General features: G+C 67.7%; 19 protein-coding genes. 8 read left to right on the top strand and 11 right to left on the bottom strand.

Annotated elements, in window-relative coordinates; genetic code table 11:
- Positions 1–7: 7 nt before the first annotated feature.
- The gene (locus RT655_RS01685) at positions 8–331 is read right to left on the bottom strand and encodes a WYL domain-containing protein (protein ID WP_313534652.1); all 324 of its coding nucleotides are present in this window, start codon (positions 329–331) and stop codon (positions 8–10) included.
- 195 nt (positions 332–526) lie between these two features.
- On the opposite strand from RT655_RS01685, the gene RT655_RS01680 reads away from it, so the two are divergent.
- The 5 genes from RT655_RS01680 to cysK all read left to right on the top strand — a co-directional run bounded on the left by RT655_RS01680 (position 527) and on the right by cysK (position 5404).
- Positions 527–1051 (top strand): glycine zipper 2TM domain-containing protein, encoded by a 525-nt coding sequence (locus RT655_RS01680; protein ID WP_313534650.1) that lies wholly within the window; start codon positions 527–529, stop codon positions 1049–1051.
- Positions 1052–1279: 228 nt separating this feature from the next.
- A complete protein-coding gene (locus RT655_RS01675; RefSeq protein WP_313534649.1) occupies positions 1280–1480 on the top strand; it encodes a YdcH family protein in 201 nt (66 codons plus the stop codon).
- A gap of 225 nt (positions 1481–1705) precedes the next feature.
- Positions 1706–3100: an MFS transporter gene (locus RT655_RS01670; RefSeq protein WP_313534648.1), complete on the top strand. Its 1395-nt coding sequence runs from the start codon at positions 1706–1708 to the stop codon at positions 3098–3100.
- Between the two features lie 64 nt (positions 3101–3164).
- Positions 3165–4487 carry an MFS transporter gene (locus tag RT655_RS01665; protein WP_313534647.1) on the top strand — a complete coding sequence of 441 codons (1323 nt, stop codon included), beginning with the start codon at positions 3165–3167 and terminating at the stop codon, positions 4485–4487.
- Positions 4484–5404 (top strand): cysteine synthase A, encoded by a 921-nt coding sequence (cysK, locus tag RT655_RS01660; protein ID WP_313534646.1) that lies wholly within the window; start codon positions 4484–4486, stop codon positions 5402–5404. The genes RT655_RS01665 and cysK overlap by 4 nt, the downstream gene beginning before the upstream one ends.
- 137 nt (positions 5405–5541) lie before the next feature.
- On the opposite strand, the gene RT655_RS01655 is transcribed toward cysK, so the two are convergent.
- Positions 5542–6177, bottom strand: a complete 636-nt coding sequence (locus RT655_RS01655; protein ID WP_313534645.1) for an OmpA family protein — start codon at positions 6175–6177, stop codon at positions 5542–5544.
- On the bottom strand, positions 6174–7991 hold the full coding sequence (locus tag RT655_RS01650) for a sodium:proton antiporter (RefSeq protein WP_313534644.1): 1818 nt from the start codon (positions 7989–7991) through the stop codon (positions 6174–6176). The genes RT655_RS01655 and RT655_RS01650 overlap by 4 nt, the downstream gene beginning before the upstream one ends.
- Before the next feature lie 202 nt (positions 7992–8193).
- On the opposite strand from RT655_RS01650, the gene RT655_RS01645 reads away from it, so the two are divergent.
- A complete protein-coding gene (locus RT655_RS01645; RefSeq protein ID WP_313534642.1) occupies positions 8194–9504 on the top strand; it encodes a cell wall hydrolase in 1311 nt (436 codons plus the stop codon).
- Here RT655_RS01645 and RT655_RS01640 read toward each other — a convergent pair.
- The 6 genes from RT655_RS01640 to RT655_RS01615 all read right to left on the bottom strand — a co-directional run bounded on the left by RT655_RS01640 (position 9501) and on the right by RT655_RS01615 (position 13700).
- Entirely contained in the window at positions 9501–11303 is a 1803-nt protein-coding gene (locus tag RT655_RS01640; RefSeq protein WP_313534641.1) for an acyl-CoA dehydrogenase C-terminal domain-containing protein, read from the bottom strand. The genes RT655_RS01645 and RT655_RS01640 overlap by 4 nt on opposite strands.
- A gap of 10 nt (positions 11304–11313) precedes the next feature.
- Entirely contained in the window at positions 11314–11742 is a 429-nt protein-coding gene (locus RT655_RS01635) for a MerR family DNA-binding transcriptional regulator (RefSeq protein ID WP_313534640.1), read from the bottom strand.
- A 45-nt stretch (positions 11743–11787) separates the two neighbouring features.
- Positions 11788–12156, bottom strand: a complete 369-nt coding sequence (locus tag RT655_RS01630) for a hypothetical protein (protein ID WP_313534639.1) — start codon at positions 12154–12156, stop codon at positions 11788–11790.
- Positions 12157–12229: 73 nt separating this feature from the next.
- Positions 12230–12727, bottom strand: a complete 498-nt coding sequence (locus RT655_RS01625) for a hypothetical protein (RefSeq protein WP_313534638.1) — start codon at positions 12725–12727, stop codon at positions 12230–12232.
- Entirely contained in the window at positions 12724–13086 is a 363-nt protein-coding gene (hisI, locus tag RT655_RS01620) for a phosphoribosyl-AMP cyclohydrolase (RefSeq protein ID WP_313534637.1), read from the bottom strand. The genes RT655_RS01625 and hisI overlap by 4 nt, the downstream gene beginning before the upstream one ends.
- A 365-nt stretch (positions 13087–13451) precedes the next feature.
- Positions 13452–13700, bottom strand: a complete 249-nt coding sequence (locus tag RT655_RS01615) for a Rho termination factor N-terminal domain-containing protein (RefSeq protein ID WP_313534636.1) — start codon at positions 13698–13700, stop codon at positions 13452–13454.
- Positions 13701–13832: 132 nt separating this feature from the next.
- Between RT655_RS01615 and purF the strand changes: the two genes are divergently transcribed.
- Positions 13833–15296: an amidophosphoribosyltransferase gene (gene purF, locus RT655_RS01610; RefSeq protein WP_313534635.1), complete on the top strand. Its 1464-nt coding sequence runs from the start codon at positions 13833–13835 to the stop codon at positions 15294–15296.
- A gap of 4 nt (positions 15297–15300) precedes the next feature.
- Positions 15301–16011, top strand: a complete 711-nt coding sequence (locus RT655_RS01605) for an SDR family NAD(P)-dependent oxidoreductase (protein WP_313534634.1) — start codon at positions 15301–15303, stop codon at positions 16009–16011.
- Between the two features lie 4 nt (positions 16012–16015).
- On the opposite strand, the gene RT655_RS01600 is transcribed toward RT655_RS01605, so the two are convergent.
- Both RT655_RS01600 and RT655_RS01595 read right to left on the bottom strand, forming a co-directional pair.
- Complete coding sequence (locus tag RT655_RS01600; protein WP_313534633.1) at positions 16016–16507, bottom strand: EF-hand domain-containing protein; 492 nt, start codon at positions 16505–16507, stop codon at positions 16016–16018.
- Between the two features lie 59 nt (positions 16508–16566).
- Positions 16567–17229: a squalene/phytoene synthase family protein gene (locus RT655_RS01595; protein WP_313534632.1), complete on the bottom strand. Its 663-nt coding sequence runs from the start codon at positions 17227–17229 to the stop codon at positions 16567–16569.
- Between the last annotated feature and the right edge of the window lie 65 nt (positions 17230–17294).

The following is a 17294-nucleotide window of genomic DNA, read 5'->3' as shown; positions in this document are numbered from 1 at the left end:
GGCGCGATCAGGCCTCGGGCTCGACCTTCATCAGCGTGGTGCCGACATATTTGTCGAGCTCGGGATCGAACATCTCGCCGATCTCGAATGGCCGATCGAGCACCGAGACTTCCTTGAGACCGTCGACCTTGAAGGTGGCGATCTTGGGCTCGCGCGGCAGCATGCCCTCGCGCGAGACGATCTGCGCATCGGTGTACAGCGACTCGTTGCGCGTATACAGGATGTACGGTGCGATAATCATCCGCGTGCGATTGTAGGTCACCTGCAGGCAGCGCAGGCGGACAATGCCCTCCAGTACGAAGGGCGTGTTGTTGACGGGAGCTTCGGTCACGACTGCGCTAACGTTCATGAGACAAATATGAGACCAATGCTGCAGAGCAGCAAGGGTAAAGCGCATAGACCATGGGACACTCCCCTCCTAGTCCTGTTTGGCGCACAGCTTCGTTCAGCCGCGCTTCACGCGCAAGAGCGGATGGAAACGCCGTTCCCGGCCAGAGCGCCGGCCGGGTGGATGAAGGAGACTAGCATGAAGCATGTCCTGGCCATGGTCGCCCTCGCGACCGCCGGCCTTACGGTCGCCGCGCCGGCATCGGCGCAGCAATACGCCTCGCCCGACCAGGAGCGCGCCCGCTTCGAGGCCGCACGCGAGCGGTTCGATCGTGAATACCGCCAGTTCCAGCAGGCATCCGAGCGCTACGCAAATTACAGCGACTGGCTGGCACATGCGCCGCCCCCGCCGCCGCGGATCGATGCGCGCGACGAAGGCGATTACGAGCCTTCGCGTTACTATCGCCCCGGCGACAGCGAACGCGTGCTGACCAGCAACGACCGTGTCTATCGTGGCGATGATGGGCGCTATTATTGCAAGCGTCCGGACGGGACCACCGGTCTGATCGTTGGCGCGGCCGCCGGCGGCCTGTTCGGCAACGTGATCTCCAGCCGCCGTTCGAGCACCGTCGGCACGTTGCTCGGCGCGATCGCTGGTGGTGCGATCGGCAATTCGGTTGACCGCAATAACCAGATGAACAACCAGGACGTGCGCTGCCGCTGAGGCGCGCGCTCGGGGCTTCGCGCATTTCGTCGCGAGGCCCCTTGTCCTCGGACAACCCAAGCTTATGTTGAACCTGCGGGACCGGGCCCCTCTGGCGGCGGCTTCACCTTAAGCGCCGTGATGTCGGACCGCATCGAGCGTGCTCGGTGCAGGATCGGCGATGTGTCCACCCCTCGCACCTCCATCCTCATCGGGCCGCTCGATCGATGCACTCATCGATTTGGAGCCATGACGATGACGATTGTTGAACGCCTGATCGCCACCCACCGGATGCTCGAACGCGAGATCCGCAGCGAATTGCGCCGTCGCTTGCCAGATGCGTTCCGCGTGGCGCAGCTCAAGAAGCACAAATTGGCGGTGAAGGACCGGCTGCATTTGCATCTGCCGGCACCGGCCGCGCGGCTTGCGCTGATACCGAGCCGCCGCTGAGCGACGGCGGGACGGGTCCGGCGGATATCGCCGGACCCTGTGTCCTCAATGCCAGAAGATCAGCAGCAGGATGATGATCGGCAACGGAATCCCCAGCAGCCACAACAAGATGCCCTTACCCATTACGATACTCCCTTCGGTTTCGTTTCGCTGCTGACCAACCCTTGGGCTGCCCGCCGAGTTCCCGGCCGGGAACCGAGCGCGCGCTGATGCACTAAGCCCGCGATGCAAACCGACGGCCTTCCCATGCCCCGCCGCCTCACCGCCATCGCCGCCGTGTCGTTCGGCACGGCGCTGGTGGTGATCGACGGCGCCATCGCCACCGTGGCGCTGCCCACCATCGCGCACGACCTCCACGTCGATTCGTCCGCCGCCGTCGCGGTGGTGACGGTGTACCAGCTGGTGCTGGTGATGCTGCTCCTGCCGTTTTCCGGGCTGGGCAATCGCATCGGCCTCAAGCGGCTGTACCAATGGGGGCAGATCGTCTTCACGGTGGCGACGATCCTGTGCTTCTTCGCGAAAAGCCTGCCCTTCCTGCTGATCGTGCGCGCAGCGCAGGCGGCGGGGGCTGCGGCGGCGCTCAGCGTTTCCTCGGCATTGGTGCGGCAGATCTATCCGGCCAAGCAGCTCGGACGCGGGCTGGGCGTCAACTCGGTCGTCGTCTCCGTATCCGCGGCGATCGCGCCGACGCTGGGCGGACTGGTACTGGCGATCGGGCCGTGGCCCTGGGTGTTCGCCTCCGCGGTGCCTTTCGCGATCGCGAGCCTGTTGCTGGGTCGATCGCTGCCCGACATCCCCCGCTCCAAGGCACCGTTCGACGTGCTCGGCGCCGTGCTCTGCGCGGCGATGTTCGGACTGGTGATCGGCGGCGCCGAGAGCGCCGTCCATGGCGACAGCCCGGTGGTCTCCGCCGCGGTGGTGCTCGCGGGCATCGCGGTCGGGGTGATCTTCGTGCGGCGCGAGCAGGGTGAGGCCGAGCCGATCCTGCCGGTCGACCTCCTCGCCCGTCCGGTGCTGGCGCTGTCCACGATCGGCGCCTTCACCGCGTTCATCGCGACCATGACGCTGCTCCTGTCGCTCCCCTTCCGGCTCCAGCATGGCTATGGCTTCGCACCGTCCGAGGTCGGCGCGGTGATCGCGCCCTGGCCGCTTACGACGATGTTCGTCGCCCCGCTCGCCGGTACGCTGTCCGATCGCTACCCGGCGGGCGCGCTGGGGGGGATCGGCATGGCCGTAGCGATCGCGGGCTTGAGCGCGCTTGCCTTCCTCCCGCACGACCCCAGCTATTTCGACATCGCCTGGCGGATGTCGCTGACCGGCGCCGGGTTCGGCATGTTCCTCTCGCCCAATGCCCGGCTGATCATCGGATCGGCGCCGGTAGAGCGCGCCGCGGCGGCGGGCGGGCTGATCTCGACGACGCGGATGGTGGGACAGACCACCGGCGCGACGCTGGTGGCCGCCCTGCTGGCAACGGGGGTCGGCGCCGGCATGACCCCTGCATTGGTCGCCGCTGGCCTGGCGCTGGTCGCAGGCCTGTGCAGCCTCGCCAGGCTGCGCCCCTCGATCCGCAACCCGGCGAGGGTCGAGGCAGACCAGGCCCAGCCGGCGCAGATGGGGTAAAGCTTTAGCGCCCCAAACCATCGGAGCATTGCGCCGCAAGCGACCGCGCGCCAAGAGCGAGACCATGTCACCGCATCCGTTCGCCATCGGCAACTTCCGTGCCTATTTCGTCGCCCGCCTCGCCGCCACGCTGGGGCAGATGGCGATGGTGATCGTGATCGGCTGGCAGGTCTACGACATCGCCCGCCGCACGATGAGCATCAAGGAAGCGGCCTTCCAGCTCGGCATGATCGGCGTGGCGCAGTTTCTGCCGCTGCTGTTCCTGTCGCTGTTCGCCGGCTGGGTCGCGGACCGGATCGACCGGCGCTGGATCGCCCGCACCGCGGTGTCCCTTGAGGCGTTCTGCGCACTAAGCCTCGCCTGGCTGACCTGGCAGCAGACCATCACCCTGCCCGCCTTGTTCAGCATCGCCGCATTGCTCGGCGTGGCGCGCGCCTTCGCCAGCCCGGCGCTCGGCGCGCTGGCCCCGAACCTCGTGCCCAAGGCGGTGTTGCCGACCGCGATCGCGCTGAGTTCGCTTGCCTGGCAGAGCGGCACCGTGATCGGCCCGGCGATGGGCGGCTATCTCTACGCGGCGGCCTCGTGGCTCGCCTATGCGGTGTCGGGCGGCCTGTTCCTCGTCTCGCTGCTGATGCTGTTCCTGATCGGCCCGGTGCCGGTCGCCAACCGGAAATTCACCGGCAGCCCGCTGTCGCAGATGGTCGACGGCCTTCATTATGTCCGCCGCAACCGGCTGGTGCTGGGCGCGATCTCGCTTGATCTGTTCGCAGTGCTGCTCGGCGGTGCGACGGCTATGCTGCCGGTCTATGCGCGCGACATCCTGCAGGTGGGGTCCGAGGGCCTCGGGCACCTTCGCGCTGCCCCGGCGTTGGGTGCGGTGGTGACGGCCCTGTTCTTCTCCTGGCGCCCGCTCAAGACCAACGTGGGCGTGAAGATGCTGGTCGCGGTCGCCTTGTTCGGCCTGGCGACGGTGGTGTTCGGCGCCGCGGCGCCGCTGCTGGTGCCGGTGCTCGGCACCAAGGCCGTCGGCACCGACCTCTCCCCCGCCGTACTCGTCTCGCTGGCCGCGCTGTTCGTGCTGGGCGCCGCCGATATGGTGTCGGTGTACGTCCGTCAGTCGCTGATCCAGCTCTACACGCCGGACGAGATGCGCGGCCGGGTGGGTGCGGTCTCCACGCTGTTCATTTCCGGCTCGAACGAGCTGGGTGAAGCCGAAAGCGGCTTCCTCGCCGCGCTGATCGGGCCGGTCGCCGCGGTGATCGGCGGCGGCATCGGCGCGATCCTTGTCACGGTCCTGTGGTCGAAGCTATTCCCTGAGCTCAAGCGGGCTCGAACCTTCGATCCTCCGGCCACCCTCGAAGTTCCTCCCAAGGAGATGACGACATGAAGGCCCATTCGATCCTCGAAACGATCGGCAACACGCCGCACGTCCGTATCAACAAGCTGTTCCCCGGCGCCGAGGTGTGGATCAAGTCCGAGCGCTCGAACCCGGGTGGCTCAATCAAGGACCGCATTGCGCTCGCCATGGTCGAGGCGGCCGAGAAGGACGGCAGCCTCCAGCCCGGCGGCACGATCGTCGAGCCGACCAGCGGCAACACCGGTGTCGGCTTGGCGATGGTCGCGGCGGTGAAGGGCTACAAGCTGATCCTCGTGATGCCGGAGAGCATGTCGCTAGAACGCCGCCGCCTGATGCTGGCCTATGGTGCGAGCTTCGACCTCACCCCGCGCGAGAAGGGCATGAAGGGCGCGATCGAGCGCGCGCTCGAGATCGTCGAGAGCACCCCCGGTGCCTGGATGCCGCAACAGTTCGAAAACGCTGCGAACGTCGACGTGCATGTGCGCACCACCGCACAAGAAATCCTCAACGACTTCCGTGACACGCCGATCGACGTGATCATCACCGGTGTCGGCACTGGCGGGCACATCACCGGCGTGGCGGAAGCGCTGAAGAAGGAATGGCCGAACCTCAAGGTGTTCGCGGTGGAGCCGGAACTGTCGCCGGTGATCTCGGGCGGGCAGCCCGGTCCGCACCCGATCCAGGGCATCGGCGCGGGCTTCGTGCCGAAGAACCTGCATACCGACGCGATCGACGGCGTGATCAAGGTCGACGCCACCGTTGCCAAGGACATGGCACGCCGCTCGGCCGCCGAAGAGGGCATGCTGGTCGGCATCTCCTCGGGCGGCACGCTGGCCGCGATCCTGCAGAAGCTGCCCGACCTGCCCGACGGCGTGCGCGTGCTCGGCTTCAACTATGACACCGGCGAGCGCTATCTGAGCGTGCCGGACTTCCTGCCCGAGGGCTGATAGAAGGTGGAGGGGCACCACCCCTCCACCGTCATCCCAGCAAAAGCCGGTATCCATTCGCCACTCGGTTGTAGCAAGAACCGTAACGCTGAGGGCAATGAATCCCGGCTTTCGCCGAGATGACAATGTGTTAGGCTCTATTGCTGGGTCTTAGAATCAGCAGCTAGAGCCTCGGCGGTTCCGTTGTCCGGTGCAGCCGTTGATGTCTCCGCGGAGGCAGGCAATGCGACCTGCACCTCCACCCGACGATTTTTCGCCCGCCCCTCCGGATCGTCGCTGCCGTCCGCCTTGGCGTTCGGGACCAGCGCGCGGGTTTCCCCGAAGGCGATCACCGTCATGCGCTCCGCGGGCACGCCCCTCGACAGCAGATAGTCGCGCACCGCCTCGGCCCGCTTGCGCGAGGAGACCAGATTGTCGCGGTCATTGCCGCGCGTGTCGGTGTGGCCGCTGATCGTGATCGCACCGCCGGCGGCGGTCGTCGGGTTCGTCAGCAGTTCGTCGAGCAGCTTGCGTCCGCCATCGTCCAGCTTCAGCCCTGCTGCACCAAAGGGCACCACGAGATCGACGGGCTTGAGCTCGGGCTTTTCCGGCTCGTCCGGCACCACCTCGGGCCGGAGGATCGACTTGGGCGCTTCTGCGGCACTGTTGTTCGCCAGCCCGTCGTCCTCGGCGAGGATGCTCTTGTTCTCCACCGTCGCATTGTCGCGTGCGGGCTCTCGCGCATTGCAGCCCGCCAACACACCCATGAGCGCCAACATCGCCCATCTGCTCATGCAACCTCCTCCTGCAGTCGTCGCGCCGCCGGCATGGGGGGCACGTACGAGATGATCGTGTCGCCGGGCTGCGGCGTTGGCCGGCTGGCGTGCGAGAAGAAGCGCAGCAGCCCGCCCTTGCGCACCAGCAGCAGCATGTCGGCCGCGTCGGGCAGATCGGCCTTGGCAGCGTCGAAGTCGAACTGCTCGGTCAGCCGGGTCTTGCGGAACGTCCAGCCCCCCTGCTCGCGCTCGACGATCTCGTCGACGCCGTGGCCGCTGGTGAACAGCGCGCGGCCCCGCAGCGACTCCGGCAGCGCGCGAGCATCCTCGTCATCGCCGCCGCTGCCGAGCTGGTAGACATTGTCGCGGCCCATCTCATGGGCGAATTCGTTGCAGACCAGTGCGTTGTACGCCTCGTTGTCGCTGGTCGCCGCGAGCACCTGGAACTGCGACATGTCGAGCCGGTCCTCGGTCGCCTCGGCGAGGATCTCGCCATGATAGGTGGCGATGCCCGCCGAGCGCGCCGGCCGCAGCCGCTGCCAGCTGGTGTCGCAGATCGTCACCGGCACCTCGAGCTGACGGAGCTGGTCGGCGAGCGCGAGGCTCCACGGCGTGCCGCCGACGATCAGCAGCCCACGCTCGGTGGCGCCCGTCACCTTGAGCAGCCGCGCGACGGGGCCGATCGAAAAGCCGTGCGCGAGGATGGTCGCCACCACCACGGCGAAGGAGAGCGTCACCAGGATCGAGCCGTCGCTATAGCCCAGTTTGTCGAGCCGCAGCGCGAACAGGCCCGAGATCGCCACCGCGACGATACCGCGCGGGGCGATCCAGGCAACGAGCAGCCGCTCGTTCCACGGCACCTTGGTAAAAGCCAGGCTCAGCAGCACGGTGATCGGCCGCACGAGGAACAGCAGCGCCGCGAGGAAGGCCAGGAAGCGCCACTCGAAATGCCGCAGCACCTCGAAATCAAGCGAGGCGGAGAGCAGCACGAACACGCCCGAGATCAGGAGGACGGTGACATTCTCCTTGAACGGATGGATGTCGCGCAGCGAATCGAGCTTCATGTTGGCGAGTGCCACGCCCATCACCGTCACGGTGATCAGGCCTGTCTCCTGCTGGATCAGGTTCGAGCCGACGAACACGCCGATCACCGCGACCAGCAGCACGGGCGCCTTGAGATATTCGGGCACATGGCCGCGCTGGAAGGCCCAGCCGATCGCCTTGGCGACGACATAGCCGATCAGCCCCGCGACGACGCTCGCCGCGAGCAGCGAGCCGAGCACGCTGAGCAGCGTCCCGCCATCGCCGGACCGGCGGAGATACTCGTAGGTCACCAACCCGCACAGCGCGCCGATCGGATCGTTGACGATCGCTTCCCATTTCAGGATCGCGCGCGGCCGCTGCGCGACATTGCTCTGCCGTAGCAGCGGCAGCACCACCGTGGGGCCGGTCACGACGAGAATACCCGCAAACAGCGTCGCCACCGGCCAGACGAGTCCGGCGGCATAATAGAGCGCCAGCGTTCCCAGCCCCCAGCCGATCGGGACGCCCAGCAGCACCAGTCGCGTCACCGCGCCATCGGTGCGCCGCAGCTCGCGGAAGTTGAGGCTGAGGCCGCCTTCGAACAGGATCAGCGCGACGGCGATCGAGACGATCGGCTCGAGCAACTCGCCAAACACCGCATGCGGCTCGATCAGCCCTGCGACGGGACCGGCGAGTACGCCGGCGACGAGCATCAGAGCGATCGCGGGCCAGCCGGTACGCCAGGCAATCCACTGCGCGCCGATGCCGAGCGCACCGATCAGCGCGATGACGAGCGCGGGTTGATGCATCCGGAGAAAAAACCTTCCTGTATGCGCAAAGTCGTTGCGCGCCCCGTTTTCAATACGGTTGCACCGCCGCATCGGTTCCGTTTCGCGGGCGATCGGAACTGAGTTGTTCCCAGTTCAGGCGCTTTGGGATACAGGCGGCGACCCTGATCTCGGAACCTTGTACCCGCCTGTGACGCCCGCCCTTCCCACCGCTTCTCCTCCCTTGTGGCTCCGCCTCGTCCTCGGCATCGTCGCGCTCACAGCGCTGGTGGTACCGGCGCTGCTGGTGATCAACGCGCCCAACATGCCCCACCATGCCCGCCGCGTGCCGCCCGTCGCGCTGCCCAACCGCGTGGTGCCGAAGGAAGAGCTGCCCCCGGTCGAGCCGGTCGCGATCGCCGATCTCGATCCCGAGGATGCGCGTGCGTTCAACGCGTCCATCCCCTTCTCGACCAACCCGAACCCTGCCGCGCGCCCGTTCCATCTGGTCGGTGCCGCCGACAGCCAGGCGCGCGCGGTCGACTGTCTCGCCGCCGCCGAAGTCTATGAAGCCGGCGACGATGCGCTGGGCGAGCGCGCGGTGGCGCAGGTGATCCTCAACCGCGTCCGCCACCCCGCCTTCCCAAAGACGGTATGCGGCGTGGTGTTCCAGGGGTCGGAACGCAGCACCGGCTGTCAGTTCACCTTCAGCTGCGACGGGGCGATGCTGCGCTGGTCGCCGACGCCGGTCGCCTGGGCTCGTGCGCGCGACATCGCCAGGATGGCGCTGCACGGCACGGTATTCCGCCCCGTCGGCCACGCCACCCACTACCATACCGATTGGGTGGTGCCCTATTGGAGTGCAAGCCTCGACAAGATCGTCGCGCTGCACACGCACCTGTTCTTCCGCTGGGCCGGCTGGTGGGGCACCCCGCCTGCGTTCAACCGCGGCTATGTCGCCGACGAGCCCAATATCCCGCTGCTCGCCAAGCTCTCTGCCGCGCACAGCGGCGGCGCCGCCGAGGTCGCTGGCCCGGCCGGCGATCCCGGCGCGACGGGGCTGCTGTTCGACGTGAACAAGGCCGCTGGTGCGATCCCGGCGAGTGCCGTTCCCGTCGCGGTGGCGGGCGATCAGAACGTCTTCCTGGTGACGCTCCCCGACGAGATGGTGCCCGATCTCTACCCGGCGCTGGCGCTGCGCACCTGCGGTGATCGGCCCTATTGCAAGTTCATGGCCTGGCTGGATCCTTCCAGAAAGCCCGCCCGGCTGCCGCCGACCGGCGAACAAGCCGCGGCGATGTCGTTCAGCTATCTGCGCGACGAGAAGGTCCAGTATGTGAAGGCCTTGTGGAACTGCGAGCAGTTTCGCCGCCCGAGCCCGGCCCAGTGCATGCGACGCCAGCCGCCGCCCACGCCGGTCGCAACGCCTACACCCGCGCAGACAGCGGAGCCTGCGCCACTCGACGGCGTCCGCCGAAAGGCGCCGCCCGCACAGAACAAGACCGGCGCTGCGGCTCCCGCAACGCCGGCCTCTTCCGTCCCCAGCAGCGATTAGGCTGCCTTGAACATCTCCGGGTCGAGCGCCATCACGCTCTCGCTGCCCGCCTCGATCTTGCGGCGCAGGCCGCTCGCATCGGGGAGGAACCGCTCGGCGTAGAAGCGCGCGGTGACCAGCTTGGCCTCGAGGAAGGCGACATCCTCGGCGCCCTGCGCCAGCGCCTCGCTCGCCGCCTTGGCCATGCGCAGCCACATCAGGCCGAGCGCGACCAGCCCGGTCAGCTGCATGTACGGATAGGCACCCGCGCCGACTTCGTTCGGGTTCTTGAACCCGTTCTGCGCCAGCCACATCGTCGCCCCCTGGAGATGGCCCAGTGCCTTCTCCAGCGCCTCGGCAAAGCCCGCGAGCTTTTCATTGCCCTTGGCCGCCGCGACCTCCTCGCCGACGACGCGGAAGAAGGCCTGCACCGCGCGGCCGCCGTTCAGCGCCAGCTTGCGACCGACCAGGTCCATCGCCTGCACGCCGTTGGTGCCTTCGTAGATCATCGCGATGCGGGCATCGCGGACATACTGTTCCATGCCCCATTCGGCGATATAGCCATGGCCGCCATAGACCTGCTGGCAATCGGTCGCGACCTTGTAGCCGATATCGGTGCCGACGCCCTTGATCACCGGGGTCAGCAGCCCGATCAGGTCACCCGCGAGCTGGCGCTCTTCCTCGCTGGCGGCGGCATGCTCCATGTCGACCTGGAGCGCGCCCCACAGGCAGAGCGCGCGCAGCCCCTCGATCTGTGCCTTGGCTTCCATCAGCATGCGGCGCACGTCGGGATGGACGAACAGCGTGTCCGCCTTTTCCGCCGGCTCCTTGGGGCCGGTCAGCGCGCGGCCCTGGCGGCGGTCGCCGGCGTACTGGACCGCGTTCTGCATCGCGACTTCGGCGATGCCGAGACCCTGCAGGCCCACGCCCAGGCGTGCCGCGTTCATCATGATGAACATCGCGGCGAGGCCCTTCATCTCGTCACCGACCAGCCAGCCGGTGGCGCCGTCATAGTTCATCACGCAAGTCGAGTTGGCGTGGATGCCCATCTTGTGCTCGATCGAGCCGCAGGTGACGCCGTTGCGCGCGCCGATCGACCCGTCGTCATTGACCAGGAACTTGGGCACCACGAACAGCGAGATGCCCTTGGTGCTGTCCGGCGCGCCGGGGGTCTTGGCCAGCACCAGATGGATGATGTTGCTGGTCAGGTCATGCTCGCCCGACGAGATAAAGATCTTGGTGCCGGTGATGCTGTACGAGCCATCCGGATTGGGCTCGGCCTTGGTCTTGATGAGACCCAGATCGGTGCCGCACTGCGGCTCGGTCAGGTTCATCGTGCCGCCCCACTCGCCCGAGATCATCTTGGGGACGTACTTGGCCTTCTGCTCCTCCGAGCCCTTGACCAGCAGCGCGGCAATCGCGCCATGGGTGAGGCCCGGATACATGGCGAAGGCCATGTTGGAGGCGATCATATATTCCTCGAACGCGGTCGCGACGACGTGCGGCATCGCCTGCCCGCCGAACTCGGCGGGCGCGCTCAGCGTGCCCCAGCCGCTCTCGACAAACTGCTGGTACGCTTCCTTGAAGCCCTCGGGAGTGGTCACGCTGCCGTCGGGATGGCGGGTGCAACCCTGCTGGTCGCCGCTATGATTGATCGGGAACAGGACTTCGGCGACGAACTTGCCGCCTTCCTCCAACACCGCGTCGACCACGTCGGGCGTCGCCGCCTGGAAGTGCGGCAGGTTGGTGTAGCGATCGAGCCCGATGACCCGATCGAGGACGAAGCGCGTGTCGCGCACAGGCGGGGTAAACTGCGGCATTTCAGGTTCCTCAGTGCTCGTTGTCTTTGCTTTTGATCAGGTCGACGAACTGCGCGAGCTCGGCGATATGCGCATCGATGTCACGCTTCTGCGCTTCCAGATGGTGGATTCGGTCCATGCACCGCTCCAGCGTCACCTGTCGCTGGACACGCCGGCCGTCGCCGAGGTCGTAGAGATCAATCATCTCCTTGATCTCCCCCAGGCTGAAGCCGACGCGCTTGCCGCGCAGGATCCAGGCGAGCCGCGCGCGATCGCGATGCGTGTAGATGCGCTGGGTGCCGCGCCGCTCGGGCGAAATCAGCCCCTCGTCCTCGTAGAAGCGGAGCGCACGGGGGGTTACCCCGAACTCGGCGCAAAGGTCGGAAATGGAAAAGGCGTCACGATCGGGACGCGGTTCGATCGGCGCCAGGGCCTCGATCGGAGCGGCAGCAGCGGTCATGAAGCTCTTGTAGTTTACCTTTACGTGAACGTCAAGTGTGGCGCGCTAGTTCTTGGGTGGCTTGGCAGCGCCGCTGAAGCGGGCGCGAACGATGTCCTCGTGGAGCAGGATGGCGCGGGTCTGGAGCTCGGCAGCCCCGCTCTCGGTGAGACCGTCGCTTGAGAGCCGCTCGGCGATGGCGCTGTTCGCGGTGTCCACGCGTCGCAGCTGGCGCGCTTCGCCGCGGGTTAGTTGGCCGCTGCGTTCGCCAGCGCAAATCTCGCTCCGCGCCGACCGTGGCTGCGTCGGGACGTGGATCCCGCGCCCGGCAAAGCTGCCGCCTGAGCTGGAAGGTACGGGGCCGCCCCAGATCTGGGCGGCGGCAGGGACGGCAGCCACCACGCAGGCGACGCTGGCAAGGACCAGAACACGCATCGGCGCTCTCCTGACAGGACTGCCGATCGATTCCGGCAGCCTTGGGAGAGGGTATCCTATGGGGGTGCCGCGTCTATTCCCCGCAGAGTGCATGTCCCTCTGCGTCGCGCATCGCCTGCGCCTCGGGCACCGATTCGCCCAGCCGCGCGAACTGTGCCCCCGCCAGCGCGGCACGCCCGGTGCAGAGCTGCGCGCAGGCCTTCGGCAGCGCGCCCGGCAGGGCGAGGTGATCGCCGTCAAAGCGCGCGGTAAAGCGGCAGCCGCCCTCGGCGCCGAGCGCAAGTGCCAGCCCCTCCCCGTCCCGGCGGACCGATCCGGTCGCGCGACAGCCATTGCCCTCGCCATAGTCGATGACGATGCCGATCCGGTGCGCGGCGCCGGCCGGCACGATGCAGAGCCGATCGGGTCCGCGCGCGTACGCGCCCGCAATGCTCACGTCCTTGGGGTCGCGGACCAGTCCGCGCTGGATCGCGGCATTCTCGAGATCGACCGCGGTGCCGGCCGACGGCGCAGGCGCAGGCCCGCCGCACGCCGCGAGCCCCAGCAGCAGCGCAAGCGCGGCGCCCCTCATGCGTCGCGCACCAGCGCTCCGTTCTCGATCCGGCGGTAGAAGCAGCTGGCCGCCCCCGTGTGGCAGGCGGGGCCGTGCGGCTCGACACGCAGCCACAGCGCATCCTGGTCGCAATCGATCCGCGCCTCGACGACCTTGAGGAAATGCCCGGAGGTCTCGCCCTTGGTCCACAACCGCCCGCGGCTGCGCGACCAGAAGGTGGCTTTGCCGGTCTCCAGCGTCACCGCCAGCGCCTCGGCATTCATATGGGCGAGCATCAGCACCTCGCCGGTGGCGGCATGGGTGGCAACGGCGGTGATCAGGCCGTTGGCGTCATATTTCGGGTCGAGCGTGGCGCCCGTTTCACGGATATCGGTCACGCGCGCGCTGTAGCTGGGTTCGGGGGCAGCGTCATCCCTCGCGGCACGTATCGCCTGGCCGCCGTGCGTCGGGCACCGGCTATGGCCGCCGCCGAACACGCAGCGCAATGTCGTTCAGACGGCCCTGAGCGGCCAGCTGGAAAGGGCCGGGGCGCCGGGTGGGCAGAGTATCGGTGGCCGACGATGCGCCTCCGCAGCGAGAACACAACGAAAACATCCGCTGTCCTACAGCTGCGTTCCATGCTATGTCGCATTGCATGGGCACGCGCGTCCAACCGCGATATTCGACTGGCACCGAGGGCCTGACGTGCGCAAACCCGGTGCTTCGTGTCGCTTTCCCGGAACTTTCGGAACTTTCGGGCGGCTCAATGCTGGCGGATCGCCTTCACCAGCTCGCCCTTGTCCATCTTCGAACGCCCTTCGATGCCGATCTCCTTCGCTTCGTCGTACAGCTCGGCCTTGCTGCGGTCCTCCAGCTTGCCGCCGCCCGAATCGAGGCTGCCGTTCGCCTTGGCATTGGCGATGCGCGCGGCCTTCTCCTTCGAGGCGCCCTGTTCTAGCAGCGCCTCGTACACCGCGTCGTTCTTGATTTGGGTACCGTGGTCCTTGGCCATGATCTAGCTCCTTTCTCAGGAGGTTAACCGCCAAAAAGGGTAAACGGTCCTTTTCGCTGTTACAGACCGGAGACAAAGCTGGCCGAAGCCCCTATATGCCCGCTCAACCGTTGCCGTTCCCCCCGAGGGCCAATGCTTACCACACACCCGTTCGATGACGACAAGCTGCGCGAAGAGTGCGGCGTATTCGGCGTTTCCAACAGCGAAGGGGCGGCCGCGATGGTCGCGCTGGGGCTGCACGCGCTCCAGCACCGCGGCCAGGAGGCGGCGGGCATCACCAGCTGGGACGGCCATCAATTCCATACGCATCGCGCAATGGGCCATGTCGCCGGCAATTTCGATCGCGACGACGTGATCCGCGCGCTTCCCGGCCTCTCGGCCTGCGGCCATGTCCGCTATGCCACCACCGGCGGCTCGGCGATTCGCAACGTCCAGCCGCTCTATGCCGAGCTGGCCAGCGGCGGCTTCGCCATCGCGCACAACGGCAATATCTCGAACGCGATGCGGCTGCGGCGCGACCTCATCCGCCGCGGTGCGATCTTTCAGTCGACCTCGGATACCGAGGTGATCATCCACCTCGTTGCCACCTCGCAGTACCGCACGCTGATCGATCGGTTCATCGATGCGCTCAAGCAGGTCGAGGGTGCCTATTCGCTGATCGTGATGACGCCCGAGGGCATGATCGCGTGCCGCGATCCGCTCGGCATCCGGCCGCTGGTGATGGGCCGTCAGGGCGATGCGGTGATCTTCGCTTCGGAAACCGTCGCGCTCGATGTGTGCGACGCCGAATATGTCCGCGACGTCGAGCCTGGCGAGCTGGTGATCGTCAAGGCCAATGGCGAGATGACCAGCCACAAGCCGTTCGCGCCCCAGGCGCCGCGGCCGTGCATCTTCGAATATGTCTATTTTTCGCGCCCCGATTCGATCAGCGACAGTCGGTCGGTCTATTCGGTGCGCAAGGCGATCGGCGCGCAGCTGGCGATCGAATCGCCGGTCGAGGCCGACCTCGTCGTGCCGGTGCCCGATTCGGGCGTGCCTGCGGCGATCGGCTATGCCCAGGAGTCGGGCATCCCGTTCGAGCTCGGCATCATCCGCTCGCACTATGTCGGCCGCACCTTCATCCAGCCGGGCGACAAGGTCCGCCACCTCGGCGTGAAGCTGAAGCACAACGCCAATCGCGAGCTGATCGCGGGCAAGCGCATCGTGCTGATCGACGACTCGATCGTGCGCGGCACCACCAGCCTCAAGATCGTCCAGATGATGCACGATGCCGGCGCGAAGGAAGTGCATATGCGCATCGCCTCGCCGCCGACGCGCCACAGCTGCTTCTACGGCGTCGACACGCCCGAGCGGGCCAAGCTGCTCGCCGCCAAGATGGACGTGGGCGGGATGACCGACTTCATCCATGCCGACAGCCTGGCCTTCGTCTCGATCGACGGCCTGTACAAGGCGCTGGGCGAGGCCCGCCGCGCGGACATCCATCCGAAGTATTGCGACGCCTGCTTCACCGGCGACTATCCGACGACGCTGACCGACCAGGACGAACTGGCGCCGCCGCCGGACCAGCTGGCGCTGCTCGCCGAGAAGGTCGGCTGAGCCGGTGCGCGACGGTCCGCTGGCGGGACAGACCGCCCTCGTCACCGGCGCCAGCCGCGGCATCGGCGCGGCGACGGCGATCGCACTGGGTGCCGCGGGCGCGCATGTCATTCTCACCGCGCGTACCGCGGGCGGACTCGAGGAAGTAGAGGACGCGATCTTCCAGGCCGGCGGCGGCGCGACGATCGCGCCGCTCGACCTTGCCGAGCATGACGCGATCGGCCGGCTGGCCGGCGCGATCGGCGAGCGCTGGCCGACGCTCGACATGGTGGTGCTCAACGCCGGCATGCTCGGAACGCTGAGCGCGGTCAACGCGATCGACTTCGCCGAATTCGCCAAGGTGCTGACGCTCAACGTCGCTGCGCAGGCCGCAATGCTGGCGGCGTTCGATCCGATGCTGCGCAAGGCGCCGGCCGCACGGGTCTTGGGCGTCACGTCGAGCGTCGGCCGCACCCCGCGTGCCTATTGGGGCGTCTATGGCGCGTCCAAGGCGGCGTTCGAGAATCTGCTGCTCAGCTACAGCCAGGAGCTGGAGAATGTCAGCCAGGTCCGCGTCGGCATCGTCGATCCCGGCGCCACGCGCACCAAGATGCGCGCGCGCGCCTTTCCGGGCGAGGATCCGGCGACGGTGAAGGCGCCGGAGGTGGTCGCCGAACGGATCGTTGCGCTGATGGCCGGCGGGTTCGAGCGCGGCCATTTCGAACGGGTCGGCTGACGCCCTAGTTTTCCTCCTCCCCCTCCTTCGCGGCGGGGCTCGGCGTCGGGGCGGGCTTCCCGCAGGCGCAGCGCGAACCCGGCACCTTGCGCGTCGGGGCGGTGGTCGCGAACTCGGTGCGGGTGAGCGTGCCCGATTTGTCGGCATCGGCGCCGGTGAACTTGCCGATCGACTTGGCCGCCCATTCCTCGAAGCTGAGCTTGCCGTCGCCATTGGTGTCGAGCTTGGCGAACGCCTTGTGGCGCGCGGCGAAATACTCGTCCCGGCTCACGGCGTCGTTACGGTCCTTGTCGTAGCGGTCGAAGCGCTTCTGCTCACGCGTCTTGGCGTCGGCGGCCGGTGCGACATCGGGCAGCGGCGTGGTCGTGCCGGCCGTGGCCGGCGCCGGCTGCAATGCCGCCGCGAGCGGGCCCCGCGCAGGCCCCTGCTGGAACAGCAGAAACCCTCCGAACGCCAGCAACAGCGCCGCACCGGCACCCACCGCATATCGCCACATGCCCCATCCCTCCCCCGAGGAAGCCGCAACGTACACCTTCAGGAGGATGAAGCCAAGGCCTAGCGGCCGCTGAGCCGGTGCCAGAGCAGCCGCGCAACGCGCCTGGGCGCGCCGATCGGCAGTGGTGCATCCGCGGGCAGATCGAGGTCCATCCGCGCGCGGTGCGCCATCGCACCCAGCGCACGGGCATTGCGGCTCCAGCGCCGGCCGAGCGCCTCGGCGAGCTTTGGTGTGGCCAGGCTGCGGGCGGCGTCGGCTTCCACGCCGTCGCCAAGATGGCGCGCGAGATCGGCGAGCGCCCAGCCCTCGCCACCCTGCGCCAGCGGATCGCCCGCAGCGCCTAGCGCGGCACCCGCCGTGACGAACAGGCTCCCCCGCCCGGCGGCATAGCGGGCTAGCGCCAGGCCATCGAGTGCGTCCTCCTCGACCAGCACCTCCCAGCCATGGACGATCGGCACCAGCGACGCGCCGCTGACACCGCGCGGCAGCACGTCGTCGGCGAGCCCGCGCAGCACCGGCTCTGCGGGCGGCGGCGCGGTGTCGAGCTTGGCCAGCGCCTCGCGCCACCATGCGAGTCGAAGCTGGCCCACTGCCGGCTGGCTGGTGGTCCGCAGCAGTTGCGCCAGCGCCTCGTCCAGCGCCAGCAGCGCGGCGAGCGCGGGGCGCCCGGCGACGGGGGCATAGGACAGGATCAGCGCCCGTTCGGGGTCTTCGGGGGGCATGTTTAGGGAAGCATTCACCCCTTCCCTCTATGGCGGGAGGATCGGCGACGGAAGAGCGAAGGCTC

The organism is Sphingomonas sp., assembly GCF_032114135.1.
Taxonomy (GTDB): Bacteria; Pseudomonadota; Alphaproteobacteria; order Sphingomonadales; family Sphingomonadaceae; genus Sphingomonas.
This window is presented reverse-complemented; position numbering and strand designations above follow the sequence as displayed.

What these genes read in the sequence shown, in the direction of transcription:
- RT655_RS01680 (WP_313534650.1), top strand. Translation starts at nt 527, where the DNA reads ATGAAGCATGTCCTGGCCATGGTCGCCCTCGCGACCGCCGGCCTTACG.
- RT655_RS01675 (WP_313534649.1), top strand. Translation starts at nt 1,280, where the DNA reads ATGACGATGACGATTGTTGAACGCCTGATCGCCACCCACCGGATGCTC.
- RT655_RS01670 (WP_313534648.1), top strand. Translation starts at nt 1,706, where the DNA reads ATGCAAACCGACGGCCTTCCCATGCCCCGCCGCCTCACCGCCATCGCC.
- RT655_RS01665 (WP_313534647.1), top strand. Translation starts at nt 3,165, where the DNA reads ATGTCACCGCATCCGTTCGCCATCGGCAACTTCCGTGCCTATTTCGTC.
- cysK (WP_313534646.1), top strand. Translation starts at nt 4,484, where the DNA reads ATGAAGGCCCATTCGATCCTCGAAACGATCGGCAACACGCCGCACGTC.
- RT655_RS01655 (WP_313534645.1), bottom strand. Translation starts at nt 6,177, where the DNA reads ATGAGCAGATGGGCGATGTTGGCGCTCATGGGTGTGTTGGCGGGCTGC.
- RT655_RS01650 (WP_313534644.1), bottom strand. Translation starts at nt 7,991, where the DNA reads ATGCATCAACCCGCGCTCGTCATCGCGCTGATCGGTGCGCTCGGCATC.
- RT655_RS01640 (WP_313534641.1), bottom strand. Translation starts at nt 11,303, where the DNA reads ATGCCGCAGTTTACCCCGCCTGTGCGCGACACGCGCTTCGTCCTCGAT.
- RT655_RS01635 (WP_313534640.1), bottom strand. Translation starts at nt 11,742, where the DNA reads ATGACCGCTGCTGCCGCTCCGATCGAGGCCCTGGCGCCGATCGAACCG.
- RT655_RS01630 (WP_313534639.1), bottom strand. Translation starts at nt 12,156, where the DNA reads ATGCGTGTTCTGGTCCTTGCCAGCGTCGCCTGCGTGGTGGCTGCCGTC.
- RT655_RS01625 (WP_313534638.1), bottom strand. Translation starts at nt 12,727, where the DNA reads ATGAGGGGCGCCGCGCTTGCGCTGCTGCTGGGGCTCGCGGCGTGCGGC.
- RT655_RS01615 (WP_313534636.1), bottom strand. Translation starts at nt 13,700, where the DNA reads ATGGCCAAGGACCACGGTACCCAAATCAAGAACGACGCGGTGTACGAG.
- purF (WP_313534635.1), top strand. Translation starts at nt 13,833, where the DNA reads ATGCTTACCACACACCCGTTCGATGACGACAAGCTGCGCGAAGAGTGC.
- RT655_RS01600 (WP_313534633.1), bottom strand. Translation starts at nt 16,507, where the DNA reads ATGTGGCGATATGCGGTGGGTGCCGGTGCGGCGCTGTTGCTGGCGTTC.
- RT655_RS01595 (WP_313534632.1), bottom strand. Translation starts at nt 17,229, where the DNA reads ATGCCCCCCGAAGACCCCGAACGGGCGCTGATCCTGTCCTATGCCCCC.